The organism is Pseudomonas sp. PDM10 (assembly GCF_014852295.1).
Lineage (GTDB): Bacteria > Pseudomonadota > Gammaproteobacteria > Pseudomonadales > Pseudomonadaceae > Aquipseudomonas.
The window spans coordinates 470892-496626 of the sequence record NZ_JACVBJ010000007.1 but is presented as its reverse complement, the minus strand read 5'-3'; the positions used below and the strand labels follow the sequence as shown (position 1 = coordinate 496626).

The following is a 25735-nucleotide window of genomic DNA, read 5'->3' as shown; positions in this document are numbered from 1 at the left end:
CTGAACATGCTTCGTCAGTTCCATTCCCTACCTGGCCTGATCGCTGCCCTGTTGGTCATGTTGTTGGCCATCAGCGGCGCGATCCTGTCTGTCGACCCGGCCCTGGAACGCCTGCACAGCACGTCCACTCCCGCCGGACAACTCAACGTCGGCCAACTGGCCGGGCGCGTTGCCAACCACTTCCCGGGCGTGGAGCAGATTCAGCGCTCAGCGTCCGGCACGGTGATCGTCTACTACAACCAGAACGGCCAGGCCGGGGCACAAAAGGTCGACCCACTGACCGGCCAAGGCCTCGCACCTTACGAGCCCTCCGCGTTCTCACGTTGGGTGAAAGAGCTGCACCGCTCGATGTTCCTTGGCACGCCAGGTCATGGAGTGTCAGGTGTCGGCGCGCTGTTCATGCTGATGCTGTCGGTGTCCGGTGCGCTATTGCTGGCCCGGCGCCTGGGCGGCTGGCGCAACCTGCTGCGGCCACTGCGGGGCACCTTCAGCCAGCGCTGGCATGCTGAAGTCGGGCGACTGGCCTTGCTCGGGCTGCTGCTGTCGGCATTGACCGGGCTCTACATGTCCGCCACCACCTTTGGTTTGATCGCCGACGGCAGTCAAAGTGAACCCGCCTTCCCCGCCCACGTCAGCGCCGGCCCGGCCTTGCCGGTGGCGAAGCTGCAAGCCTTGCAGGCCACCGACCTGAACGACCTGCGCGAGCTGGTCTACCCCAGCCCCAATAATGCGCAAGACGTGTTTTCCCTGCGCACGGCCCAGGGCGACGGCTACGTGGATCAGGCCAGCGGCGCTTTGCTGTCCTATCAAGCCCACGACTCGATGCACAACCTCTACGAATTGATCTATCAGCTGCACACCGGCGAAGGCCTCTGGTGGCTGGGCCTGCCGCTGGGGCTCTGCGCCCTCTGCGTGCCGTTGATGAGCGTGACCGGCATCCTGTTGTGGTGGCGCCGCCGCAAGGCTGGCCCGAACATCCGCCACAACAGCCCTGCCCACTCAGCCGACAGCGTGATTCTGGTGGGTAGCGAAAACAACAGCACCTGGGGTTTCGCCAAAACCTTGCACGACGCCTTGCACCAGAATGGCCATCAGGTGCATAGCGCGGCGATGAATGAATGGGTCGGCGATTACCGCAATGCCCAACGGGTGTTCATCCTCACCGCGACCCACGGTGACGGCGATGCGCCGGCCTCGGCTTCGCAGTTCCTGGCCCGGCTGGGCAAAACCGGCCTCAAGCCCGGCCTGCCCTTTGCGGTGCTGGGCCTGGGCGACCGCCAGTTTGCGCAGTTCTGTCAGTACGCCCATCAGGTACAGGACGCACTGTTGCAGGCAGGTGGCTCGCCGTTACTGGGCCTCGAAACCATCAACCGCCAGTCCTCTCAGGAATTTGCGCGCTGGGGCCACGCGTTGGGCGAAGTGTTGGGGCAGGACCTGACGCTGGTTCACACCCCGCAGCAGCCGCGTACCCATCAATTGCAGCTGACAGAGCGGATTGCCTATGGCGAACAGGTGAATGCGCCGACCCACATACTGCGCTTCAAAGCCGCCGGCGAGTTGCCGGGCTTTCTGGCCGGTGACCTGGTCGGGATTCTGCCCCCAGGCAGCCCGATCCCGCGTTTCTACTCACTGGCCAGCGGCTCGCAGGATGGCGTGCTGGAGATCTGCGTGCGTAAACACAACGGCGGCATGTGCTCGGAATTCCTTCATGGCCTGAACATCGGCGCGCAGATCGAAGCCTTTATCCAGCCCAACCCGCAATTTCGCCCGGCATCGGGCACGCACCCGGTGATCCTGATCGGCGCCGGTACCGGCATCGGTCCTCTGGCCGGTTTTATCCGCAACAACAAGGCCCGACACCCGATGCACTTGTATTGGGGCGGGCGCAACCCGGCCTCGGATTTCCTCTATGAACCGGAGCTCAACCAATACTTGTCGGACCGACGCCTCACGGCACTGCGCGCCGCCTTCTCTCAGGTTCAGGACCGCAGCTACGTGCAAGACCGACTGATCAGCGATGCCCTTGCCTTGCGCCGACTGATTGAAAAAGGTGCCCAGGTGCTGGTGTGCGGCAGCCGCGAAATGGCCAAAGGCGTGATGCAGGCCCTCGATGAAGTGTTGGCACCTCTCAACCTGAGTGTGCTGACGCTCAAGGCACAAGGACGCTACCGTGAAGACGTCTACTGAGTTGCAGCGCTATAGCCTGAACGGCGAAACCATGGGCACCCGCTACACCGCCCTGTTTTATGCCGGGGCCGGGATCGATACCGACGACGTTGGCCATCGCCTGGCGCGCGCCGTGGCCCGGGTGGACCAGCAAATGTCCACCTGGAAACCCGACTCGGACCTCAACCGCCTCAACGCTGCCCCCGAGCAGGAATGGGTGGCCGTGCCCAGGGAACTGGCCACGGTGCTGTCTGCTGCACTGCGTGTCAGTCAGCAATCCGGCGGCGCCTTCGACATCGCTGTCGGTGATCTGGTTAACGCCTGGGGATTCGGCCCTGGGGAACAGACAGTCACCGAGCAAGCGATCGGCACGATTGCGCCCGGCGCCCGGCTGTCAGCCAGCGCCGCGTTGGTGGTTGACCCGCAACGCAATCAGGTGCGCAAGCGCGTGCCGCTGAACCTTGATTTGAGTGGCATCGCCAAAGGTTTTGGCGTGGATGAACTGGCGCGTTGCCTGGAGGGCATGGGCATCACCCGCTACCTGGTCGGCATCGATGGCGAGATGCGCGCCCGGGGCGTCAAGCCTGACGGCCAATGCTGGGTCGTGGCCCTGGAAAAGCCCAACCGGGGCGTGCGTGAAGTCATGGGCGTGATGGAACTTGGCGATGCCGCTATCGCGACCTCCGGGGACTATCGACATTGGGTGGACGTGGCCGGTCAGTCCTATGCTCATACGATGAACCCGGCCACCGGCGCACCGCTGTGCAACCCGCTCGCCGCCGTCACCGTGGTGGCGGCCTCGTGCATGCTCGCCGATGCCTGGGCCACGGCGCTGATGGTCCTGGGCGAAACCGAGGGCCCGCGCCTGGCTCAGGAGCGCGGGATGGACGCGTTGTTCGTGCTGCGCGAGGGTGAACAGTTCAAAGAAATATCCATTGTCGGCGGCCAGTTGCAGGCGCAGATTGAAACCCGCTGACGCCATTTGCCGGACCGCTCGAGACCCGTCCGATTTAAACCGCCCAATGACAGGGAGTCCCGTTAAACAATGAAATTCATGCACAGGCACACCGAGGCCCACCGAAGCGATCGTATCGGCTGGCTGCGCGCCGCCGTCCTGGGCGCCAACGACGGGATTGTCTCTACCGCCAGCCTGCTGATCGGCGTCGCGGCCGCCAACGCCAGTCACGCCACGTTGCTGGTCACCGGTATGGCAGGGTTGATGGCCGGTGCCATGTCCATGGCCGCTGGCGAGTACATTTCCGTACACTCCCAGGCCGATACCGAGCGCGCCGATCTGTCCCGGGAACGGGCAGAACTGGCGAGCGACCCGAAAGCCGAACACATCGAACTCGCCAACATCTACATGCATCGCGGCGTATCACCCGAACTGGCGCATCAAGTGGCCGATCAATTGATGGCCCATGACGCATTGGGCTCTCACGCCCGGGACGAGCTGGGCATCAGCGCCACCCTCACCGCCAAACCCTTGCAGGCCGCCCTGGCCTCCGCCGCCAGTTTCGTGGTGGGTGCCGCGTTGCCTCTGGCGGTGACGTTTGTCGCGCCGGAGCACAGCGTGGTGCCCTGGATATCGGGCATGTCATTAGTGTTTCTCGGGACGTTGGGCGCCATTGCCGCCAAGGCAGGCGGGGCCAAGATCCTGACCGGCGCCTGGCGGGTGACATTCTGGGGGGCTCTGGCCATGGGAATTACGGCACTGGTGGGGCACGTGTTTGGCGCAGTGGTCTAGCGGGGGCGCTGTATGGCGAGCCGTCGATCATCGTGCTGGATGAGCCGAACGCCAACCTCGACGATGCCGGGGAAAAAGGTTTGCAGCACCTCTACAGCGCCCGCTCGGACAACTCGGGTTTCTCAATCAGGAGCGGGTCGGGCCGGCCAAACTTCGGCTGGCTGCCGATGCCGGTGCGGTGAGGGATGACGATATCGCCTGTGCCAATGCTTACCTGGGGTCGAAGTTGTCGTTTTGAGATGCACTGAACGTTTTTCTTAGATAACTCGCAGACGCCGGGCATAAATGTTCGAACTGGGCTGTCTGCTTGATAGCGCCAGGCGCCTCCTGCCTGTCGAACCGTTCGTAGCCATTGGCGGCGAAAAAACCGGCAGCCCCTTGCGTCAACAAGTGCAGTCGGAGTACGCCTTGCGAGGCCGCACACTGCTCCAGTGCAAGCAGCACTTGTTTGCCCAAACCTTTTCCACGACGCTCATCACACACCACCATGGAGCGAAGCAACATGTCGGGAGCCGAACCCTCCAGCCCTCCAAAAGCCACCCATTTCCCCGCCACTTCGAAACGGTAAAACTGCCGGTCTGGTTCACTGACATCGTCGCAGGGCAAATTCGCTCGGGTCAGCGCATCACGGAGCTGATCCAAACTGTTATCGTCTACTTTAATCATCTGCATGTTCAGCACCGCTACCTCCCGCCCGCCTACACCAACCGCTCGATCTTCTGATGCTGCCAAACCATCTTGTAATACGCCGTCTGCAACACCAGCATCCCCAGGTACGCCACCGGAAACGCCATCCACACACCCTGCAACCCGAAGTGCCCGTCCAGCACATACGCCACCGGCAACTGCACCCCGACCACACAAAAAATCGAAATCGCCATCGGCACCAGCACCGAGCCGCTGGCGCGCATGATGCCGCCGACAATCGCCTGGAAGCCGAACACCAACAGACTCCACAGCATGATGTGCAACAGATGCTCCGCCTTCGCCCGAGTGGAATCATCCGTGAGGAACAACCCCAGCAACCAGTGCGACAACAGATAACCCAACACCACCAACCCACCGGTCAGGCACACATTGATCAACAGCCCCGTGCGCAGAATCGGCCCCATGCGCTCAAGCCGCCCTGCCCCAATCGCCTGAGCGCCGAGGATCGACGCCGTGATCGCAATCGACAGCGCCGGAAACTGCACGTAATTGACGATCTGCGTCACCGCCCCATACGCCGCCGTCGCCTGCGAACCGTGCTGATTCACCAGCGCCAGAATCACCAGCTCCGACACCGACAACACCACCATCTGCAACCCGGTCGGCAACCCGATGCGCAACACCTTGCCGAGAATCACCAGGTCTAGCCGCATCGCCGCAAACATCTCCCGATCCGGCGCCAACGGATGTCCCTTGCGAATCAACCGCCACGCCAGCCACCCCATCGCCGACAAATTACCCGCCAACCCCGCATACGCCGCACTCTGAATCCCCATCATCGGCAACCCGAACCAACCCCGAATCAACGCCGGCGTCAGCGCCAACCCGATACACGTCGACACCACCAACGCAATCAGCGGCGACACCGTATCGCTCACCCCGCGCAGCAGTTGGGTAAAGAGCACGTAAACCAGCAGCGACGGCATGATCCACATCATCACGTGAGCGTAGGACACGGCATCGTCGATAACGTCGGCCGGTGTGCCCAAACCTTCCAGGGCTGGCCTTGCGAATACGCTGCCGAGTACTGCCGCTGACAGACCGATCATTGCGCCTAACAGCAAGGTTGTGCCGGCGATGGTTTTCACCAGATGCGGCTCACGCGCGCCCCAGGCTTGGCCGATGAGCACACCGGCACCCGCGCCGAGGCCGATGACCAGGGCGATGAAGAAGAAGACGATGGGGAACATGCCGGACACGGCAGCCAGGGCTTGGGTGCCGAGCATTTGGCCGATGTAGATGCTGTTGATGGTGCCCGACATGGATTGGAGGAAATTGGAGAGGACCATGGGGGCGAGGAAAAGGAGGTAGGTTTTCCAGAGGGGGTGTTGGGTGGCGGGGGTTTGCATTGAGGGTCCGTCTCGGGGGTGGGCTCGTGTTTTGGAAATTCTACGCTAGGGGACTGGGCACCACCCGATTCGATTTCGAAGATTTTGGTAGCGTGAGTAATGTCTGGTTTCGGCCAAAAGCAGACATCGGGGTAGCGCAATTCGACGCACGCCCACAGACTACTCATCAATCCATAACGCAGTTAAGGCAGTTTATTGATGCCCTCACCACTCGACACAACCATTTCCATTCCCCTTTCGCCGGACGAAGCGGTCGTGCTGTTTGAGTTTATCCGTCGTTTCAGTGATACCGATAATTTGGCAATTGAAGACAAAGCTGAGCAAAGGGCCCTATGGAACCTATGCTGCGTATTTGAAAAACACCTGAACCTTCCAATGGAAGGCAACTACGCAGAGATATTGCGTATGGCACGAGACAGGCTCAGGGATGAATGAATGGCAGCAGCGGGTCGTTTTCAGCCCTTCGCGACCTGCAGGAGAAGACCCAAAGCGATCACTTGAAAGTAAATACCCGGCAAGAGTATTTATTTTATGTATTTCGTATAGTCTTAATTTTTGGTTAGATTTTTCTTTTGACTGGTTTTGCTATGTCACATGAACCTTGTTCCATTGAGGTTTTAGCTGGGATCTGAGAAGCATATTCTGGGTTGGCAGGCTCTACTCTAAATAATCGCGATAATGATAGATTGCTTCTGTTTATTGTATACGTATATGTGAATTTCACTCCTCCCCCGATGTCGGACTGTTGATACGTAATGTCATTTGTTGAGTAAAACCCTTCGGCGTTGAATGCTCCGCCAGCTTCATTTGTTTGTGTGATTTTTCCGGTGTCCTCATCGGCTTTTACCGTGAATTTTATAACGCCTTCAGAGTGCTTTATAACGCAATCCAAATAAACGGGCGACGCCATTACATATGACGTTAGTGTTAGCGAGGCGAGCAATAATAAAATATTGATTTTATTCATGAGCTTAACCTCCGGATTGATTGCCTGTGGTCGTGGCGATTAGTTAGTTGTTGAGTTATAAGGGTTTTGGTCCTCATTGAAGGTAAAGTTAATTACCGTACCGTTACGGATCAGCACCTCCAGAGTTTTCTGGGTACCAGTGGTGGTGACTTTCATCGTGACGATATAGCTCTGTGCATGAGCAGAACCATTGGCGTAGGTGTACACCCACTTTTCATCAGTATCGTTGACAGGGCTTTTGGTGAAGGGATCGCCAAAAAGGGCTTTAAGCTCAGTTGTTGTCGTCTTTCCCTTAACGATGCTGGTTACTTTTTCAGATGGAAAGTCCTTACCGCTTGTGTAGTGCGAGGTTGCGCACCCATTGAGCGCCAAGCTCATCACCAATACTGCCATTGCCTTTCTCATATCTTTCCCTGATGAGGTGATTTTTCACAGCATACGCTCAGCCGAATCCAAAAGGCCACTACAATAGCGCACGTCTAATGGACGAGCTGCCCATGTTTCTGTAGACAGCTTTGAACGGCTACTTTTGGCCGATAGCAGTCGCTTACGGATGCGTTGTAACGGTCCTAGGACCACCATAAAAATTCCTACATAAACCTCGGAATCCGTAACCTTCCCCGCCGTTCCGACGAAGCTTATAGTTCGTCGCGTCGCCTAAATGGCGAATCGGGTTTGGCGACCTGATCGATCGGTATGCAAAAGCGGTGTGCTTTAATGCAGACGCTTTTGCATGCCCGCAAAGCTGTTTTTATGGCAGCTGTGCGCGGGAGACCTTCGGGTCTGCCGGTTTCCCGATCCCGGTTCGCCAACCTGCGTACAGCTGCCACCCATTCGTTTGGCGACGATTGAGGGGCAGTCACCTTTGATTTGATCGGAGTTTCATCTATGGAAAGATACATGCCCCTCACCGGAATCGACCTGATCCCGGCCTCCCTGCTCATCGACACCCAAGCCCCACTCGACGTCTTGCAAGCCATGGCCGATTACCGCATCCGCACAGTCACGCAGGTGCTGGAAAACATCGCCTACCGCGGCGAACTCGGTTGCGACACGGTGGTGCTGTCGGACTTCTCCAAACTGCTGGCCATTCCGTTACGCGACGGCTGTGACTTGATGGACGTGATCGGCCGGCGCTTACGGGCGGAGGTGAAGGAGTAAGTAGAAACGGGCGCCTCAATGGGCGCCCGTTTTTTTTGCAGTTGGGGTCTGTGCGTGAACGCGGCTGGCGTATCCATTCGGGCCCCCATTTGATCGAAGGCACTTCACAAAAATATGTGAAATAAAATGTGAAGATAATTCTTGATTACAAAGGCTCATAAACCCTTGGAGCCCAGTAAATTAGCGCTTGTTCATCAAGTCAGTATGTGAAATAAAATGTGAAGCCTTTCATACGGTACAAACCGCTATGTCCCTGATTACCTCAAAATCCTGGCTCGACCCGATTCTCCCGGACGCATTGCCTCCTTCAATCATTGCTCTCGCGGACGCGCTGCCCAGAAAGACACAATTCCTGGCCGGACGCCTGCCGTCTGAAACCGCTGCACGCCTCGGTCGTCTGCTGCAAATCACCAATACGTACTACTCGAACCTGATCGAAGGGCAATACACCGAGCCCGCCGAGATGCAAAAAGCGCAAGCGGCACCGGTCAAAGATCGCAAACAGCTTAAAAATCTGGCGGTTGAACAGATGGCGGTGCAAGCGTTGCTCGAACGGGTGTTGCGCCAGCGCGCGCCGTTTGCCTGGGGTGACATGTTCGCACCTGAGCTTGTAAGCACAGCACACAAACGGCTTTTTAGCGGTGCAAGTGACGCGGAACGGGCACTGTCAGATGGCTCGATCATGCAGCCCGGTATCCTGCGGTCGGTAACAGGTCAGAACGTTGTCGTTGGCAATCATGATGCGCCGGACGCTTGTGCTGTAGACGGAATGCTGCGACACCTTCAGGCCGGCTTCGGCCGACAGACAGACTCCCGCCGTCAGCTTATTTCTGCGCTTGCCTACCATCACCGCCTCGCTTGGGTTCACCCCTTTGCAGACGGGAATGGTCGGGTTGCTCGGTTGGTCACTCATCTTCAGTTGGTGAGTTTGGGGTTGAAGCCAACGTTATGGTCACTGTCTCGCGGCCTTGCAAGGCAACACCGGAATTACTACACCGCCCTGACCATGGCCGACCGCCGAAGAGAAGGCGATCTGGACGGACGCGGCCAGCTGTCTCAGCGACGCTATTTCGAATTCATCGAGTTCATGTTGCAGGTTTGTCACGACCAGGTCGATTACATGACCGCCGCAGTGGACCCGTCTCAGCTTCGAGAGCGCGTGATACACGCGTTTCACTACAACGAAAAACTTATAAAACAAGGCATTCGCCCGGAAAGTGCGCCAGCAATCATTGCGCTAATCACCCAAGGAAGCCTGCCGCGCAACGAAATAAAGACCTTCACCGGCCTCACACCACGCCCGGCAATCGATGAGCTTTCGCGGCTAATCAAAGTCGGCCTGGTGGAAAGCCGAACGCCTAAATCCCGGTTCGTCACGCCCGGCCTGCCCGCTTGGTTTGCTCAAGATATTTTTCCGGATTTGCATCGACGGTTTCAGTAATTGGAATGAATGAACTCCAAAATAAGCTGAGTGACCGCCGGACACCCATTAGCCGGTCTCCCGCCTGATAACGTAAGCTGGGGTGTACGGATGCTCACGTTGAAACCCCACATGGAAGACTAAGATTGACTCGAATTATTGAAATTCTGATGTACACCTTAAAGCCAGGATCGGGATTGGACTTTCATCAAATAATGCAGAATGTAAGTGTGCCGCTTCACCTGGAAGCAGGCATAGATGTCGTTTCTTATGGCAGCTCATTACATGACTGTGACAGCTATCACCTGATTCGCTCCTATGAAAGCGAGAGCCATCGCCAAGTATCTCAAGATGCTTTTTACGCAAGCACTGCCTGGAAACAGGGCCCGAGAGAAGACATTATCAGTCGGATTGAAATCAGCACATCGACCGTTATGGCGCTCGATCAAGACGTGATTGATGCCATCAGAGCTTCTGTAGATCTATCTAGAGCCGAAGCTCGATCCGCGTAGCTGACATCGACAAAGGCAGACCCCCTAGCCTTAAACGCGGGGATCAGGAAGATGTGTTGGCCGGACGGTTACGGAGGTAAAAATGATGCGAAGGATTATCGCAACGGGCGCGCTCTTGCTGGCCTTGGGCGGGTGCGCGACATCACCTATGCGGGTTTCTGAAGCGCGGCCAGTGCCGGCCAGCGGGATGTACGCGATCAAAAGCCAGGGTACGCAAGATCCGGGACGCCTGACCATTTTCCGTGATGACGGGTTTGACGGTGCGGGATGTGATGTCGTGTTCTACATCGATGGTCAGCGCGCAGCCAAGATAGGTCCCGGTCAAAAGGCCTCTTTCGTTTTGCCTGCCGGGAAAGTGAATCTCGGTGCCGGGCTCGCCGAGTCTGGATTATGTGCGGGTGTCGCGATCAAAACTGTTGCGGCCAACATCAGGCCAAGGAAAGAAGTGATTTATCGAATCAACTGGGATACGCAGGGTTTCAATTTAGACCCCTACGTTGAGTATGGACGTTGAGCCCTGACAGGCTAATGCCCGCAGATGGCTCAGGCTAAACAAGAGTCACTTGGTCTGATTCGATGGATAAAGACCTGCAAGCCGCGCGATCACAACACCCACGTAAAAGACGCCTGAAAATTCTTCGACCATCACCAGGGAGCGGGCGTGGTTGGTCAACGGGATAACATCACCGTAACCGGTGGTCGTGAGCGTCGTGAGGCTAAAATAGATCAGTTTGAAGAAAGTGCCGGGCTGTCCGAAGTCGAGGTGGTTAGGGCCGAATGAGCCAGCGCTGGATATCTCGAGCAAGGCAAAGACGAAGGACCAAACAAAGGCCAGCATGATGTAACCCGCAAGCGCGCCATGCAGCTTGTCCGCTGTAATTGGCCCGCGCATGAGAATATAGCGAAGCACTCCGCTAAACGAGACAGCAAGAGACGCCACATAGGACATCCCGGCAAGTTCAAGAATCGCGATACTCTCAGCCCACAATGCCGTCCATTGAAGGCCAACCCCAAGCAACGCCAGACCCAGTTTCAGGATGAACCCCCGCCGAGTCTGCCTGGTGGCGAAAGCGCCCACGAGCAGCACGATTGAAAACAGAATGCCGAGCAACGTACGAGAAAACAGACCTTCCTCAAGAAAGGGAAACAGGAGGATCAATCCTAGTAAGAGCAGCAATAGATAGGTGCAGGGCCCTCGCCCTATTACCATCTGCGCTAAATCCTCTTCAGATTCGGCTTTATCTTGCGGATTGGCCATACCGGTTTCCCTGAGATTGAAATAGCGCTCGAGACCTAACCCGCACGGTTGAAATCTGACCTGGCGTTAGAGGCGTCGGCAGTGAAATTCTAGTCGCGAATGCAGGTAAGAGGAGACGTTCAACCAGACCCTTGAAACGACAATCAAGCCCTGCGCTTAGAGCAGTACTCCACAATCAGCTGAGTGACCGCCGCCACAATCGCCTGATCCGCATCAGGCGAGCTGAACAGCCGACATTGCGCATCCGGCAATTCCGGCAACCCTTGTTCTGCCCCAATAACCGCCAATCCTTGCCCCAACTGACTGAGTGGCATGGGCGCTACCGCGAAGCCTGCCAGGGCCGCCGCCCGCAACCCGGCGGTGCTGCTGCACAACATGGCCATGCGTTGGGCGATTCCCGCCTGCGCCAGCCTTGTCAGCGCGGCTTCGCGATAAGGGCACGGCTCGGGGAACAGAGCCAGCGGCAACGGCGTAGGTAACCGGGCGACGGGTTGCGCCGACCAGGCCCACACCAGCGGTTCTTGCCATAGCAACAGCCCCGTTTCGCTGGTTTCGCACAGCGAACCGATGACCACTTCCAGATGCCCTTGCTTCATCAGCGCCAGCAACGTACCCGGAATGTTCACCTGCACTTCGATCTTCATCCCGGGGTACTGCGCTGCGAAATCCTGAACCGTGCGCAGCAATCGAGACTCGACAAAATCTTCGGACACGCCGATCCGCAACCGCCCGTGAAACGGCGTGCGTGTCAGGTCTGTCCAGGCATCACGGTTCAGCGCGAGGATCGTGCGCGCATAAGAGACCAGGCGCTCGCCATCGGCCGTCAATTGCTGGGAACGGGTGGTGCGCGTCAACAGGGGTTTACCAATCTGTTCTTCCAATCGCCGCACGTGGCCACTGACCGCAGACTGAGTCAGGTGCAGCTTTTGGGCGGCACGGCTGAAGCCGTCTTCATCGACGACGGCGACAAATGTCTTGAGCAGCAGCGCATCGAACATAGTTTTATACGTGATCAATTGAATTAGAATTTACGATTTATATTTCAAATTCAACTATGTTGCAATGCTCACACCTGCCCTGCCCCCTCATCATTCAAGGTGTGCCATGACGACTCTTCTTCATATTCAGTGTTCTCCACGCAAGCAGCGTTCGGCTTCCCTTGAAGTCGCCCGCAGTTTCATTGCGCGTTATCAAGCCAACACCCCGGACACCGAAATCATCACCCTCGACCTCTGGAACATGGCGCTGCCGGAATTCGATGAGCTGGCCATGGAAGCCAAATACGCCGGGCTCAATGGCACGCCGTTGACCGCCGCACAACAAGACCCCTGGAACACGTTAAAAGAGTTGGCCAGTCACCTGCACCGCGCGGATGTACTGGTGATGTCCGTACCGCTGTGGAATTTCAGCATCCCGTACAAACTCAAGCACTTCATCGACCTGGTATCGCAGAAAGACATCCTGTTCAGCGTTGACCCGGAACGCGGTCTGGAAGGCATGCTGCACAACACACTCGCCGTGGTGATGTACGCCCGCGGCCTGGATTTTTCGGCGCAGTCGAGCACACCGGCGGAGCGCTTCGACTTCCAGAAGCCCTATGTGGAAGCCTGGCTGAAATTTATCGGCGTCACGGATGTGCATTCGGTGATTGTGGAGAAAACCATCCTGGGGGAAGACGTTGATCGGCGCGCGCGTGAGGACGCGACTCAGCAGGCCACGCGCTTGGCAGACAGTGTGTCGCTGACGCTTCAGGCCCCCCGGTTGCACATCGATTCCGCACGATAGGCTGCGGACCACGGACCACGAGGTCTGCGTCAATGGAGTGCAATAGCCTGATGCAGCAGGGGCGCCTGGTTCGGCCGGTGACGGAGGAGCTTACGCTTGCCGGACAATATCAACCGAGATCTCCACCGCCGCAATCGTGCCTCTGTTCTCAAGCCAGTGCGTGGTGTTCCTGTCCTCGGGCCAGCCCACTCCCGGCCCATAATCCGTGGCGACTCCATTTCGATGGTCAGTGATCGTTCCTTGCAGAATGTAGACGGTGCCGGGTCTGTCGATATGGTTGTGAATCGGCCCGAAGACGCCGCCGGGCTCGATGGTCACCCTGCGCATCCTGAGTTGGCGCCCTGCCATACCCTCGATCTCGGGACCCAGGTCAATCGCTGCAAGTAACGTCACCGTAACGCCTTTGGTCTCAGGTGCCGCCTGTTCGTTGCTCATTGCACGCTCCCCTCTGTATGTACAAGGCTTAACTAGAAGTAGAGACCCTAAAAGGGGTGATCAGGCGGGAGGCGACAAAGGGTCAAATTTGAGAGCAACTTCCACATTCGATTCCGAAATGGGTTTACAAGGTGTCACAGCCGACCAGATTCGATCGGACATTCATCGCTAAAGGATGAACATACCCTGGCTCTGCCAGTTTTCTTTGCCTCGTAAAGTTGCTTGTCCGCAGCCACTATCAACGCTTGGAATTCAAGGACAGCAGTGGGCACCAATGTTGCGACACCTAGAGAAATAGTCACCACACGATCTACATCAGAACCAGAATGCTCGATACCCAGCGACCGGATATTGCGCTGCATTTTTTCTGCAAGTTCGACTGCTCCGCGAAGATCTGTATTGGGCAGAATGCAGGCAAACTCTTCGCCACCATACCGAGCGACCAGGTCATAGGGGCGTCTAACCGTTTCAGATAACGCCTGGGCAACGGATTTCAGACATCCATCGCCAGCCAGATGCCCATATCGGTCGTTGTAGCGTTTGAAATAGTCGACATCCACCAAAATGAGCGACAGCGGCTTTTGCTCTCGAAAGCACTGGCGCCAATCCGCTAATAGGTCCTCATCGAATTTGCGTCGATTGGCCACTCCCGTAAGGCCATCCATCAACGCCATGGAGCGCAGCAGATCGTTCTGTAGCTTCAGGGTCAGATGTGTTCGCACACGTGCTCTGACAATCGTGGGATTGATTGGTTTGCTGATGAAGTCCACCGCGCCTAGCTCCAGACCTCGCACCTCATCTGATTCCTGCCGCTGTGCGGTAATGAAGATGATAGGGATGCCTTGAGTCGCGGGATCAGCCTTGAGCCGACGGCATACTTCATGCCCGTCCATGCCCTCCATGACCACGTCCAGCAGAATCAGATCAGGTAGCAGGGTCCGACATAGGCTGATCGCCTGCTCACCGAGTGTGGCCATGAACACATCACAGTCCTCGCGGAACAGCTCATGGAGTACACGGATATTAGTCGGTTGGTCGTCGACGATGAGGAGTCTTGGACGGTTATGGAGATGCGGCAACCAGGTTTCCATCGATTGTTCCATCAGGCAGATCTCAAAAGGTCACGACCCATCGGCATCGCAGCGGAAAAGTCGAGCGACTGCACCAGGACAACCAGTTCGTCGAACTGTGGGCGCAGGGATGGCGGCGTTTTTGATGCTAATGCGTCTGCCAGCTCTATGGCTTGAAGGTTACCCGCCTCCAGCAACAGCAAAATCTCTTTAAGGGATTCTTTCCATTGCGTCGGCTCCATTGCTTCCTCGCCTGCACTGATCTTTGCTCGTGGGCTCTGACCAAAGTCGACATTCATCTGCTCAAGGCTTTGTTGCAGTAACCTGCTCAATTCGTCAAACCAAGTTGCGTCAGCAAAGATGCTCGCTACAGACTCTGCATCTGCGGATTTCAGCTTTTGCTCCAGGTCGCCGGCCAGCAGCGACATCGCCTTGGCACCCATGGTCCCGCTGCTGCCTTTAATTGTATGAAGCACGAAAGCTGCCCCCGATGCGTCTTGCCGCTGGATCTGATCGTGTAACCGGACAAGCTGTTTTTCTAGCTCGGGACCAAAGTTACGCAGCACGTTGCGGATCAAATCGAGGTCACAACCAAAGCGGCTAATGATCGATTCACGAGGCTCGATGACGCCTTCTTCTGTATTGGCTTGCCCCACAGCTAGAGATGCTTGGCTATCCTCGCGGCCCACTTGAAAGAGTAGCGTTACGACTAGTTGCTCCAGGTCTATGGGTTTGCCGACATGCTCATTCATCCCCGCAGCAAGACAGGCCTCACGGTCGGTATTGGAGGCATTTGCGGTCATCGCCACTATCGGCAGCGTTGCAAAACGTGGATTCGATCGAATGCGACGGGTCGCCTCCAAGCCATCAATATCCGGCATCTGGATATCCATCAACACGGCGTCGAAGGACACATTCTCGGTCATCACCCTGCTCACACCTTCCAGCCCACCTTCAGCCAGCGTCACCTGAGCACCTTCCTCTGTCAGTAACTCATCTGCGACCTGCCGATTAAGCATGTTGTCTTCCACCACCAATAGCCGCAGCCCGGCCAGACGCCGCGGCCTTTCAACAGTTGACCTGGACGGGAGTGACTGCGCAATGCCTTTGCCGTTGAGTGCTCGCTGAACAGCATCGGCTAACTGCTTGGGAGTGACAGGCTTGGTGAGAAACCCCACGAAGGGCGCGTCTCCCATCTCGTTTGCGTCGGCCAGCACTTCACGGCCGTAAGCGGTAATCATAATGACCATTGGAGGCGGTACGCCGTTGCCCTGCTGACGGATCAATTGCGCAGCGCTCAGCCCATCCATATCGGACATCCGCCAGTCCATCAGTACCACGTCGTAGGCTTCGCCTCTCGCCTGGGCGTTCTTCACCCATTCCACTGCTTGCGTGCCGCCACTCACGTGGTCGGCCTTCCACCCCAATGCATGAACCGTTCGCAACAGCAATTCACCGGCCATGGCGTTGTCGTCGGCTACCAGTATCCGTATGGACACATCGACTCCAGGACTGTCAGGTCTCAGCCGCGCATTCGGCGCTACATCCAGGGTGATATCGAACCAGAAGCGACTTCCCACACCCTGCTGGCTCTCCACTTGAAGTTCACCGCCCATCAAGCTGACCAACCGCTTGCAGATCACCAAACCCAGACCGGTACCGCCAAAGCGGCGGGTGGTTGAAGCCTCGGCCTGAGTGAATCCTTCAAAAATGCATTGAAGCTGCTCCGGGCTGATACCGATACCCGTATCAGAAACGGCGATGCGCAGGCTCACAGAGTTTTCCGTGCGCATCAGTTGCTCGACGCTGACCACGATCTGACCTTCCATGGTGAACTTGAGGGCGTTACCCGCCAGGTTGATCAGCACCTGTTGCAGCCGCAGGCTATCGCCTATCAGGTCGTTGGGTAGATTGGAGTCCAGATCGAACATGACCTCGACCTCTTTCTGGCCCTGATTACCTGCCAGCACAACGGCGAGATCACGCATGAGTGGTTCGAGTTCGAACGGGTGCACATCCAGTTGTAGCTTGCCGGCCTCAATTTTGGAGTAATCAAGGATGTCATTGAGCAAACCCAGCAGTGATTTCGCAGCGGTCTGCGCTTTGGTCACATAGTCGAGTTGACGACCATTCAGATCGGTGTTCTGCACCAACTGCAACATGCCCAGCACAGCGTTCATCGGCGTGCGTATTTCGTGGCTCATGTTGGCCAGGAACGACGATTTGGCCGCGCTCGCAGTATCGGCCTGTTCCTTGGCGTACAGTAGATGTGATTCCAGCTCGCGCTGGGAGGTGATGTCCCGATTGATACCCGTCACGCGCAGGGGCGTACCGTTGGGACTGCGTTCGACCTGCGCGCCTGCCTGTATAAAGCGGATTTGGCCGTCCGGGCGAACGACACGGAAAACTGTGTCGTACACACCATTCCCCTCTACGGCGGCATTCAGCTTTGCAGCCGTAGCCACAGCATCCTCGGGGTGAATACGCGCGTACCAGTGTTGATAACTCAGACCAGTATTGCGCAACGTCAGTGGCTGACCGTAGATCTCGAACATGCGGTCATTCCACTGCAAGTTATTGTCCGCCAACGTCCAGGACCAAATGCCCAGTTCGGCGACCTCAGCAGCCATCACTAACTGGTCGTGCACCGCCATCAGTTCACTACGTTGTTTCTGCGTCGTCTCCAGGCTTGCAGCCAGCTCCTTTTCTGCCGCTTTCCGTTCGGTGATGTCTACCGCGATGCCCAGGTAACCGCTCAAATTCCCATCGTCATCGCGCATGGAGGTGACCACCAGCGTGACAGGAAACCGCGAGCCGTCCTTACGTATGTAAGTCCACTCACGTGTTTCTGCGCCTTCAAGCTCAGGTTTATGGGTAAACACGCGGAAACCATCGATTATCTGTGCGTACTCCTCACTCAGTTCAATGCCACGAGCAGCGACTTCCTTTGGTTCATGGATAAGCGCTGGGGTGTTTTTACCCAGTAACTCCTCGGCGTCATAACCCAACAAATGCTCCGCGCCTTTGTTGAACACACGAATAACGCCATCGAGATCCGTCGCAATGATCGAAACCTCAGTGGCCGAGCGCAGCACAGTGCCCAACAACAGATTGAGGTGTCGCAACTCGGAAGTTCGTTGCGCAACCTGCTCCTCCAGGCTGGAGTTGAGTTCGAGAATTCGGGCCTCTGCGGCTTTTTTCGCCGAGATATCCCTTAATGTCTTGGAAGCTCCAACGACGCGACCACCTTCGCCATAAATGGGTGAGATGTTGGCGGAGACATCGATCAGCCGCCCATCTTTGTGATGGCGTTGGGTATCAAAGCTGGCGATACGCTCACCCGCCCTGATGCGCGCAAGGATATGAGCTTCCTCAGCGACAAGCTCCTCAGGAACAACCAGGTGGGCCAATGTCTGGCCGACTGCCTCCTCGGCGGTATAGCCAAACAGATGTTCGGCCCCCTTATTCCAGTTGGTAACTACGCCATTGAGCGTTTTTCCAATGATGCCATCGGCCGAGCTTTCGACGATGGCGGCAAGCCTCGCCTGCTCGGCGAATATCTGCCGTCGGCGTTGACGACTGACACTCACGACACCCGCCAGAGTCGCCAGAAGAAGAGTGAGCAGACCACCCATCAACAGGACGACCTTTGGTGAAACCTGATGCAGGCGCTGGATGAACAACGGATGCGCGCCGAGCTCGATTTGCCATCGCCTCCCGTATACCTCGCGCTCCGACTGGTGGGTCATCAGCGTTTCACCGCTGGCCGAGTTGTCGGTGCTTTCATAAAACAGGTTCTCTTGCCCTGGGACAGTGATATCCCTCAACCGCAGATGCACCGTCTCATTTTCTATGCGCAGGCCTCTGAGTACCTCCTCTGTCTGCAACACAATATAGGTCCAGCCAAAAGCTGCTGTTTCTCGATGAGCAGCGGTCGCCGGAGTCACACCGCCGCGAAAGATGGGCATCAAAATCAGGAAAGACTGCTGCGGTTTTGCCATGCCCTGTACCAGAGTGATGGGCGCTGTGATCCGTGCCACACCGTTGTGTATCGCGGATTGGGCAGCCTCTCGCCGTGATGTTTCCGAAGCTATGTCCAAGCCAATTGCAGGCTGGTTACCTTCAAACGGTACAACATACTGGACAACGTAACGCTCGCCTGAATGCGGTGAGAATTGACGAATGGAGAAATCAGCTTTGCCGTCAGCCCGAGCGCGTTTGAGAAACTCGCTTTCATCCTGCTCCGGTACACGCCTGATAAAGCCCAAGGCACGTGCGCCGGGGAACTCGGAAGCGAGATCGTTCGGATGGTGATATTGGTCAAAAACTTCGCGGCTGATGCCATGCTCACCCGCTGTCAGTACGGCGCCCCGAACGCCTCGCAATCCGTATTGGTAAAGATTGAGGCGAGTTAAAACCAACTCTGCGGCTTCCTCGGTAGCCGCCGCGACCGCCTCTTGAGCCTGCTGTTCGTTGACGCGCTCAAGGATCCAGGCGCCCAGAATACTTGCCCCTAACCCTGCTGCCAGAGTGATGGCTACTCCCCAGCTCAATGCAAAAAACCTATGTTTTCTCACTCGCATTGTCCCATTACAGAAGGTCTTCAAGCCTTCAATATTAAAGTTCGAACCCCTGTTGGGGGCGTCTGCAACTTAGTTCGCATGCATCACATTAACCTTGAGCCCCAAGGATAAAAATGAGCAGATTTGAGCAAAGGGAACAGGACGGCAATAAAGATAACCTTGCATGATCTGGCAGCCTTGCCCCAGAAGCGCATCCGCCTGCTCCTGGGTTTCTACGCCTTCGGCCACCAACTCAAGGCCGAGTGCCTGACCTAACTTTATGATCGCCTCTATGATCGCCGAATCGCTTTTGTCGGTGAGCATATCTCGTACAAAGCTCTGATCTATTTTCAGAACGTCAATTGGGAAACGTTTGAGATAAGCCAGGCTCGAATAACCTGTGCCAAAATCGTCGATCGAAATGCGGACCCCTAACGTCTTGAGATGAAAGAGGGTTTCTCGGGCGTTATCGATGTCTCTTGCCAGCACCCCTTCGGTAATCTCCAACTCCAGGAATTGTGCTTCTAGTCCAGATTCGACCAGGATGCCTTTCACCATGTCCAGGAAGGACTCCTCGCGAAATTGCACGACGGAGATATTAACGCTAATGGAAATGTCATGGCCCAGTTCACGAAGCGCTCTCGCGTCCTGGCAGGCCTGGAGCAGAACGTACTTGCCAATGGGGATGATCAGCCCTGTTTCTTCTGCCAGAGGAATGAAATCGACAGGCGAGACCAAAACACCGTCATGATTGCGCCATCGGATCAGCGCCTCCATCCCAATGATCCGGTTATGTCGGGCATCGACCTTCGCCTGGTAAAAGACCTCAAAAACGCCATCTTCCAAAGCAGTGCGCATATGGCGCTCAAGCAAGTGCCTGGCACGCATGCTGCTCTCGATATGCGGAGAAAAAAAACAATAGCGATTGCGACCTGAAAGCTTCGCCTGGTACATAGCCGAGTCGGCATGCCGATAAAGTGATTCCAGATCATCGCTGTCCTCAGGGAACACGCTGATGCCGATGCTTGCGGAAAGGTCGTATCGGTTTGCCTGGATTGAAAAAGGACTGGCGATTGTTGCGAGCAACCTTTCAGCGAAGTCGCCCACGGCGTCGAAACCTATCACCTCTGGCAGAAGGAGGATGAACTCGTCTCCTCCTTGCCTGCTGAGGGTATCCACTGCGCGCAAGGATCGCGATAGTCGCGATGCAACCTCTTGCAACACCAAGTCGCCGACCGAGTGCCCCATCGAATCGTTGACCACTTTGAAGTTGTCCAAATCAAGTAACAGCATCGCCACACAACCATGGCTGCGACGGGCCTTTTGTAAAGCCTGCTCGGTACGATCCTGCAACAGTATTCGGTTGGGTAGACCAGTCAATGCATCGTGATTGGCGAGCCTCTTGGCCTCATTGCGCAAGGCGATATGAGCCTTGATATGGGCTCTGGCTACTGGAATATTCAGCGGCTTTTGAATGAAGTCCACTCCGCCGCACTCAAGAGCGCGAAGCTCATTTTCTGTATGCGTATGAGAGCTTACAAAAATGACCGCTGCATCCAAAAGCTCCGGATCGGATTTCAGCGCCCGGCAGACCTCGAAGCCGCTCATTCCTGGCATTTCTATGTCGAGCAAAACCACATCGGGCCTGCATAGACGCGCAATCTCTAGCGCCTCCTGACCACTTTGGGCGACATAGACTTCGGCTAAATCTCGCACTGCGGTGCTCAGAATTCTTAGGTCAGTGACTTGGTCGTCAACTATCAGCAGGACTGGTTTGAGACTAAACGTTTTGTCGCTCATTCCATTGTTCCTCGCAAATCCCTTGCATTTAATAACAAGCAATCCTAGACCAGCTTTTCTGCGGTGGGGTGCCCAGTCTGCGTTCCCGAATGCGCTCAGGCCAGGCCCGCCAATCGTTGAAGTCTTTCGAGGTCCGCTTGAGGCTCGCCATTTTTCATAGCAGCCCCAAGGCGCATGACCACTTGCTCGCCGCGTACCTGCATGGGAGGCAACGCATAGATCGCACCTATCAACTCACGCAGTGCCTGAGGGAGTCCCGCTTTACCAAATCCAGAAGTGGGAGGGCCAGGGGCATAGGGTGGATGAAGAAGTACTCACCCATGCCCTGCGGGATTGCGCCGGCCCTTTTGCCATCAAGTTGAAAGCCTCCCAGGGATCATCATCCAGAATCATCACGCGCATTCGGTCACCGCACTGGATTGATGCACGATTTCGCAAGGCTTTGCGGCCCGGGTTTGTTCGACGACGAAGTAGAGGTCGCTGGCGTCAGGAAATGCGGTTGTGAGTGAGCAATCGGGATTGAGTCACGGCGATATCCATTTCAATTTGGGGGGTAAAAAGGTTCGCAACCGAATCTATTCCTCACCGGCGAACTATACAAGCAAGCAAACAGCTCGCAGGTAAATAGGCTGGTGGGGGGTAATGCGTAAATGCTGCGATAGCGAAATTGCTCGGGCGGTTCCGACCTGCGCTCGCTGATCCTGCTCCCCAAATTTCGCTAGATTCAAAAGGTGATTCCGTCAACGCCAGCTGAAGCCCCTCAACCGCAGAAAGCACCGAAATAGCCGGGGTAATCATGATGTCGGCGACGGACCCTCTATATTGGGTCGACTCCAGCACTTCGCGACAGGCAGCAATCGGCTGTGGATTCAACCGGTCGCCATCGTCTCCTATGGGTCGGATAGCGACGGTCTATTTTAGATCATCGATGTCCCGCCATAAGCGGTCGCCCCAATCACACCACTCATACGGACTGGAGAGAAATGTCATTCTCTCGGACGAGTCGCTCAACGAAGAATTCCATATGCCCTCTCGGGACAGTCAGCAAAGGCCAAGTGTCGACCTTTAAAGCGATATCCTGAAATGCTTGGGCGCACTTGGAACGCGGAAAGTGTTCGTAGACTGCTCGCTGCTTCTGCACTGCCCTACGCGCACATTCATCGTACGGAACCGCTCCCACATACTGCAGGGATACGTCGAGGAAGTGATCGGTGATCTTGGTCAATTTAGCGAACAGGGCGCGACCTTCCTGCGGGCTCTGCGCCATATTGACCAGCACCCGGAAACGGTCCATTCCGTAATCACGATTAAGCAGTTTGATCAGTACATATGCATCGGTGATCGAGGTTGGTTCATCGCAGACCACCAGCAGGACTTCGTGGGCCGCCCGGACAAGACTGACCACCGACGCGCCGATGCCCGCAGCTGTGTCAATCACCAGCACATCGAGACTGTCACCGATTTCACTGAAGGCCTGGATCAGGCCGGCGTGCTGAGCCGGAGACAAATGCACCATGCTCTGGATGCCTGAAGCCGCGGGGACGATTCGCACCCCGCCCGGACCGCGCACAAGTACATCGGATAGCTCACAGCGACCTTCGATTAAATCGGCAAGCGTGTACTGCCGGGATAGCCCCAACAGAACATCGATATTCGCCAAGCCAAGATCGCCATCAAGCAATACGACTCGCCTTCCAAGTTTCGCCAGCGCCAATGAAAGATTCACTGCCACAGTCGTCTTGCCGACGCCGCCCTTTCCGCCGGTCACAGCGATAACTTGTACAGAACGCACACCATCCATGTTATTGATTCCCTTCCATGTGCAACAGGTGCGAGTAGTCGCTAGCTATTCCTAGATACACAATGGTAGCTGAAAAGTTAGACTAATGGTCCCTGGCTGTATAACCGGATCACCAGAAACGCTGCAACCCACTACATTGCAATCACACGAACCAGAACTGCCACTGCCACTGCCACTGCCACTGCAACGATGCCTTTATCCGCCAAGGTACCGCCTATGCCGGATTCAGACCTACTCCCTTCCTGCTATTCAAGATCAACGAACATCAACTCGCCCTGGAGGCTGCCATCATAGAGCCCCGCTTTGGGTCGAGCAGCGCGACGCGACCGAGGTTGTTGGAAGTGTGCGCAGCACGCTGCAAACGATCGACAAAAATGAAGAATTCATCAAGATTACGCTCACGATGCTCATGACCCCAGAGTGATCGCTCACGGGCAGTAATCGGCCGAGGCTGGTAAAACCGTTTTAGAGCGGGCTTGACGGTCTGAATCAAAACAAAAATCCCATTCCTACGTTTCCTGCCTCTCATGACAGGTAGAAATCGGCCGATTCTGTTGAAAAAGTCGGCCTTAGTTTCCATGGCAAAAAAATAAGCGCCTGCGACTGAAATCCAGAATTTTCGCAGAGGCATTCGGACTGAGATTTCACGTAGCAGCGTGCTAAAAGTCGCTTTCACCGATCAATTTTTCGGCAGTTTGAGAAAGCCGACTTTTTCAACAGAATCGGGCGATATGGGCCATTCATGAGTGGCCGCTTTTGCCGGGGAACGGATGACCAGTCAGTTGCTTTCATTCGCGGTTTCACAGGACGAAGTGCCTGGAGGACTAATCAAAATCCTGTTTCGCTCGACATTTGGGGTAGGCGCTGCAGCCCCAGAATCGCTCTCCTGCTCTATCGCCTGTCTTACGGATACGAATTTCGAAAGCGCTTCCACAACGCGGGCAACGGCGTTTCGCGAAAGGGTTGTTTCTCTGTTTCAGGCGTTGTACATGCTCGTAGTGGGTAGCGAGCGTACTGTCCCTCTTCCCGCTCTCCAGTGCCTTCACCATTACACTCACCTGCGCTTCGTTAAACACAGGCTGCTGAAAGGACTTGATATAGCGGATGCAGCTGACGCCTTGAGTGACATTGTCCGGCATGACGGTCTTGAAGCTGCCGCCGCCGACGAAGGCGATTACAGAATGAATGTGCTCGGGCGGAACGCTGAGCAGCGCTTCTAGCGCCTTCAAGTGCTTGTAATTCTGCCGCAGCGGGTTCTGGAACCTGAAGCGATGCCGGAAGATCTGCTGTGTCCACTGGGCCTGGCACTCACCTCCAAAGATCCAGCCTCGCATGTTTTTGGTCTCCAGCACGAAAATGCCAAAAGGCGACAGGAACACATGATCAATCTGGGTAGTGCCATCGGGCGTATCCAGTGTGACGTTGTGCAACCGGCGGTAGACCTGGCCATCCAACCGATAGTGGGCGAATGCCCGCACCAGCAGCTCACCGAACCAGCCTTTGAACCAGGGGGTCTTGATGATGATGACTACGACCAACAATGGCAGCAGCCACTTCAGTAAGTCGAACAGTGGCTGGAGCATCACAAAAATATTCATCGCTCTCCTTTGCGTGGCGAAGGTATGTCAGGACGCCAGGCTACGCCTTCACCCTTTTTGTACCTTTCTAGCTTAGGCGAGGTAACTGACGTCTGTTTTCGGCCTTAAGCATTGGGGCTTTGCACAAGCAAAGCCATTTTAGCTCGTGCCTCATCCATGGCTTTGGCCCAGCATTGCAGGGTTAGGCAATGCTTATTGATGGTTTCGTAGCTTTCCTCAAGGAAACCATCCGCCGCCTGGCAGCCTGATTCAGACCAGAGATCGAAATGCTCAATGAAGTGGTGGACTAGCTTATTGCGCAGGTCGACCAGTTCCTTGATGGCGACCTTCGTTGCCTCATAGTGCTCGGCTGGCATTTCCAACTGGTGTCGATAGCTGAGCCAGATCTGGTCACCGGCATCGGCTTGCGTCTGTGATTCTTCATTTTGGGGCGATTGGGTCAGAAAGCTTTCGGTCAGCATCCCGACCAACGTGCCCATGGTCTTTTTCTGGGCTCGTGCGATCTTCTGCTCACGGATGATCGGCAGCCGATCCGCGGGACCGCTCAACTCGCCATGCGCGACTATCGCTTTCAGCTGTCGTTCGTATTGTTGCAAGCGCAAAAGGCAGCGTCCGAGCTTGCGCTGCACTATAGGTTGAAGGTCAGGTACACCATCCGAGGGGATGGTAGTGATTTCACTCATGAATAACGACTCAGGCATAAGTGGTAGAGCTGGAGCGATTCACTGCAATACGACTGCCCTGCGAGGAGAGCTTGCAACGCGTAAATCGGACGCTTTTCAAGCTCAGTGTAGTTGAGCCAATCCGCCAAGACTTTTTCAACAGAATCGGCCAGAAGGAGTCACTGGACACCTCTGCCATCAGTCGCTAGCCTCAGCCGTCACTGACATTTAGGTGTCTCACAATCTCTTCACATACAGCCAAAAGTCAGGAGCCGGCACACCTATGGCCTACGAACTTCATATTGTCAGACCAATGGAAATAGCTCTTGAAGAATGGCAATCACTTTGCGCAAGTGATCCATCGATGAAGCTAGAAAACGAGTTTGCTCGCAGAAATCCCGTCACCGGTGAAACCATTGTTTCCAGCGGGAAAAACTCAGCAATTTGGACGTCTCCACTAACACAGCAACAGTATCTCTTTGATTATCGCAGGGGGATGATTTCTTTCGTCTACAGCGATGCGGCAATCATTAAGGCCAAGGAAATTGCGAAAGTACTCGCAGCCAGTGTTGAAGGAGATGAAGGTGAGGCATATTGAAAATAGCTTGATGACGGATGCTCTCTAGCTTCCTCTCAGCGGATTTCACCTGCTAGCTGCCGACAGGCCGCTATGGGTCGGTTTCAACCGGTCATGGAAGGCACAAACCGGCCAGAAGCAGTCACCCAACGGGCTG

The 25735-nt window shown here is 56.0% G+C and carries 23 protein-coding genes and 1 pseudogene; 11 read left to right on the top strand and 13 right to left on the bottom strand.

The genetic code is table 11. The annotated features are described in order from the left end of the window. Window positions 1-6 precede the first annotated feature (6 nt). From IB252_RS25540 to IB252_RS25530, 3 genes are all read left to right on the top strand, one after another. Window positions 7-2187 carry a PepSY domain-containing protein gene (locus IB252_RS25540; protein ID WP_192410673.1) on the top strand — a complete coding sequence of 727 codons (2181 nt, stop codon included), beginning with the start codon at window positions 7-9 and terminating at the stop codon, window positions 2185-2187. Beyond that, on the top strand, window positions 2171-3142 hold the full coding sequence (locus IB252_RS25535) for an FAD:protein FMN transferase (protein WP_318652740.1): 972 nt from the start codon (window positions 2171-2173) through the stop codon (window positions 3140-3142). Before IB252_RS25540 ends, IB252_RS25535 begins: the two co-directional genes overlap by 17 nt. A gap of 69 nt (window positions 3143-3211) precedes the next feature. Then, window positions 3212-3913: a VIT family protein gene (locus tag IB252_RS25530; RefSeq protein ID WP_192410672.1), complete on the top strand. Its 702-nt coding sequence runs from the start codon at window positions 3212-3214 to the stop codon at window positions 3911-3913. A 210-nt stretch (window positions 3914-4123) separates the two neighbouring features. Here IB252_RS25530 and arsN2 read toward each other — a convergent pair whose 3' ends face one another. Beyond that, a complete protein-coding gene (gene arsN2, locus IB252_RS25525) occupies window positions 4124-4585 on the bottom strand; it encodes an arsenic resistance N-acetyltransferase ArsN2 (RefSeq protein WP_192410671.1) in 462 nt (153 codons plus the stop codon). A 26-nt stretch (window positions 4586-4611) separates the two neighbouring features. Continuing rightward, window positions 4612-5970, bottom strand: coding sequence for an MATE family efflux transporter (locus tag IB252_RS25520; RefSeq protein ID WP_192410670.1), 1359 nt, complete (start codon window positions 5968-5970; stop codon window positions 4612-4614). A gap of 198 nt (window positions 5971-6168) precedes the next feature. Here IB252_RS25520 and IB252_RS25515 point away from each other — a divergent pair, with 198 nt between their 5' ends. Then, window positions 6169-6405 carry a hypothetical protein gene (locus IB252_RS25515; RefSeq protein WP_192410669.1) on the top strand — a complete coding sequence of 79 codons (237 nt, stop codon included), beginning with the start codon at window positions 6169-6171 and terminating at the stop codon, window positions 6403-6405. 124 nt (window positions 6406-6529) lie between these two features. Here the strand turns inward: IB252_RS25515 and IB252_RS25510 are convergent, their stop codons facing one another. Then, on the bottom strand, window positions 6530-6937 hold the full coding sequence (locus IB252_RS25510) for a hypothetical protein (protein WP_192410668.1): 408 nt from the start codon (window positions 6935-6937) through the stop codon (window positions 6530-6532). 39 nt (window positions 6938-6976) lie between these two features. Continuing rightward, window positions 6977-7342: a hypothetical protein gene (locus IB252_RS25505; RefSeq protein ID WP_192410667.1), complete on the bottom strand. Its 366-nt coding sequence runs from the start codon at window positions 7340-7342 to the stop codon at window positions 6977-6979. Window positions 7343-7825: 483 nt separating this feature from the next. Here IB252_RS25505 and IB252_RS25500 point away from each other — a divergent pair, with 483 nt between their 5' ends. The 4 genes from IB252_RS25500 to IB252_RS25485 all read left to right on the top strand — a co-directional run bounded on the left by IB252_RS25500 (window position 7826) and on the right by IB252_RS25485 (window position 10544). Further along, on the top strand, window positions 7826-8098 hold the full coding sequence (locus tag IB252_RS25500; protein WP_008154643.1) for a hypothetical protein: 273 nt from the start codon (window positions 7826-7828) through the stop codon (window positions 8096-8098). Window positions 8099-8345: 247 nt separating this feature from the next. Then, a complete protein-coding gene (locus tag IB252_RS25495) occupies window positions 8346-9539 on the top strand; it encodes a Fic family protein (protein ID WP_192410666.1) in 1194 nt (397 codons plus the stop codon). 125 nt (window positions 9540-9664) lie between these two features. Beyond that, entirely contained in the window at window positions 9665-10030 is a 366-nt protein-coding gene (locus IB252_RS25490) for an NIPSNAP family protein (protein ID WP_225607577.1), read from the top strand. An 82-nt stretch (window positions 10031-10112) separates the two neighbouring features. Next, window positions 10113-10544 carry a hypothetical protein gene (locus IB252_RS25485; protein ID WP_225607576.1) on the top strand — a complete coding sequence of 144 codons (432 nt, stop codon included), beginning with the start codon at window positions 10113-10115 and terminating at the stop codon, window positions 10542-10544. A gap of 45 nt (window positions 10545-10589) precedes the next feature. On the opposite strand, the gene IB252_RS25480 is transcribed toward IB252_RS25485, so the two are convergent. Beyond that, window positions 10590-11288 (bottom strand): two pore domain potassium channel family protein, encoded by a 699-nt coding sequence (locus IB252_RS25480; protein WP_192410665.1) that lies wholly within the window; start codon window positions 11286-11288, stop codon window positions 10590-10592. A 143-nt stretch (window positions 11289-11431) separates the two neighbouring features. Next, complete coding sequence (locus IB252_RS25475) at window positions 11432-12286, bottom strand: LysR substrate-binding domain-containing protein (RefSeq protein ID WP_192410664.1); 855 nt, start codon at window positions 12284-12286, stop codon at window positions 11432-11434. A gap of 106 nt (window positions 12287-12392) precedes the next feature. On the opposite strand from IB252_RS25475, the gene IB252_RS25470 reads away from it, so the two are divergent. Continuing rightward, the gene (locus IB252_RS25470; RefSeq protein WP_192410663.1) at window positions 12393-13073 is read left to right on the top strand and encodes an FMN-dependent NADH-azoreductase; all 681 of its coding nucleotides are present in this window, start codon (window positions 12393-12395) and stop codon (window positions 13071-13073) included. Window positions 13074-13163: 90 nt separating this feature from the next. Here the strand turns inward: IB252_RS25470 and IB252_RS25465 are convergent, their stop codons facing one another. From IB252_RS25465 to IB252_RS25440, 5 genes are all read right to left on the bottom strand, one after another. Next, on the bottom strand, window positions 13164-13508 hold the full coding sequence (locus IB252_RS25465; RefSeq protein ID WP_192410662.1) for a cupin domain-containing protein: 345 nt from the start codon (window positions 13506-13508) through the stop codon (window positions 13164-13166). A 134-nt stretch (window positions 13509-13642) separates the two neighbouring features. Next, on the bottom strand, window positions 13643-14611 hold the full coding sequence (locus IB252_RS25460) for a diguanylate cyclase (RefSeq protein ID WP_192410661.1): 969 nt from the start codon (window positions 14609-14611) through the stop codon (window positions 13643-13645). Beyond that, window positions 14611-19161, bottom strand: a complete 4551-nt coding sequence (locus tag IB252_RS25455; RefSeq protein ID WP_192410660.1) for a PAS domain S-box protein — start codon at window positions 19159-19161, stop codon at window positions 14611-14613. Before IB252_RS25455 ends, IB252_RS25460 begins: the two co-directional genes overlap by 1 nt. Window positions 19162-19230: 69 nt before the next feature. Beyond that, window positions 19231-20940, bottom strand: coding sequence for a putative bifunctional diguanylate cyclase/phosphodiesterase (locus tag IB252_RS25450; protein ID WP_192410659.1), 1710 nt, complete (start codon window positions 20938-20940; stop codon window positions 19231-19233). Window positions 20941-21904: 964 nt separating this feature from the next. Beyond that, complete coding sequence (locus IB252_RS25440) at window positions 21905-22741, bottom strand: MinD/ParA family protein (RefSeq protein ID WP_192410657.1); 837 nt, start codon at window positions 22739-22741, stop codon at window positions 21905-21907. A 216-nt stretch (window positions 22742-22957) separates the two neighbouring features. Between IB252_RS25440 and IB252_RS30245 the strand changes: the two are divergent. After that, a pseudogene (locus IB252_RS30245) lies at window positions 22958-23165 on the top strand (hypothetical protein). Window positions 23166-23565: 400 nt separating this feature from the next. Here IB252_RS30245 and IB252_RS25435 read toward each other — a convergent pair. Both IB252_RS25435 and IB252_RS25430 read right to left on the bottom strand, forming a co-directional pair. Further along, window positions 23566-24339 (bottom strand): nuclease-related domain-containing protein, encoded by a 774-nt coding sequence (locus IB252_RS25435; protein ID WP_192410656.1) that lies wholly within the window; start codon window positions 24337-24339, stop codon window positions 23566-23568. Window positions 24340-24443: 104 nt separating this feature from the next. Further along, entirely contained in the window at window positions 24444-25022 is a 579-nt protein-coding gene (locus tag IB252_RS25430) for a hypothetical protein (RefSeq protein ID WP_192410655.1), read from the bottom strand. A gap of 262 nt (window positions 25023-25284) precedes the next feature. Between IB252_RS25430 and IB252_RS25425 the strand changes: the two genes are divergently transcribed. Continuing rightward, the gene (locus IB252_RS25425; protein WP_192410654.1) at window positions 25285-25599 is read left to right on the top strand and encodes a hypothetical protein; all 315 of its coding nucleotides are present in this window, start codon (window positions 25285-25287) and stop codon (window positions 25597-25599) included. Window positions 25600-25735 lie beyond the last annotated feature (136 nt).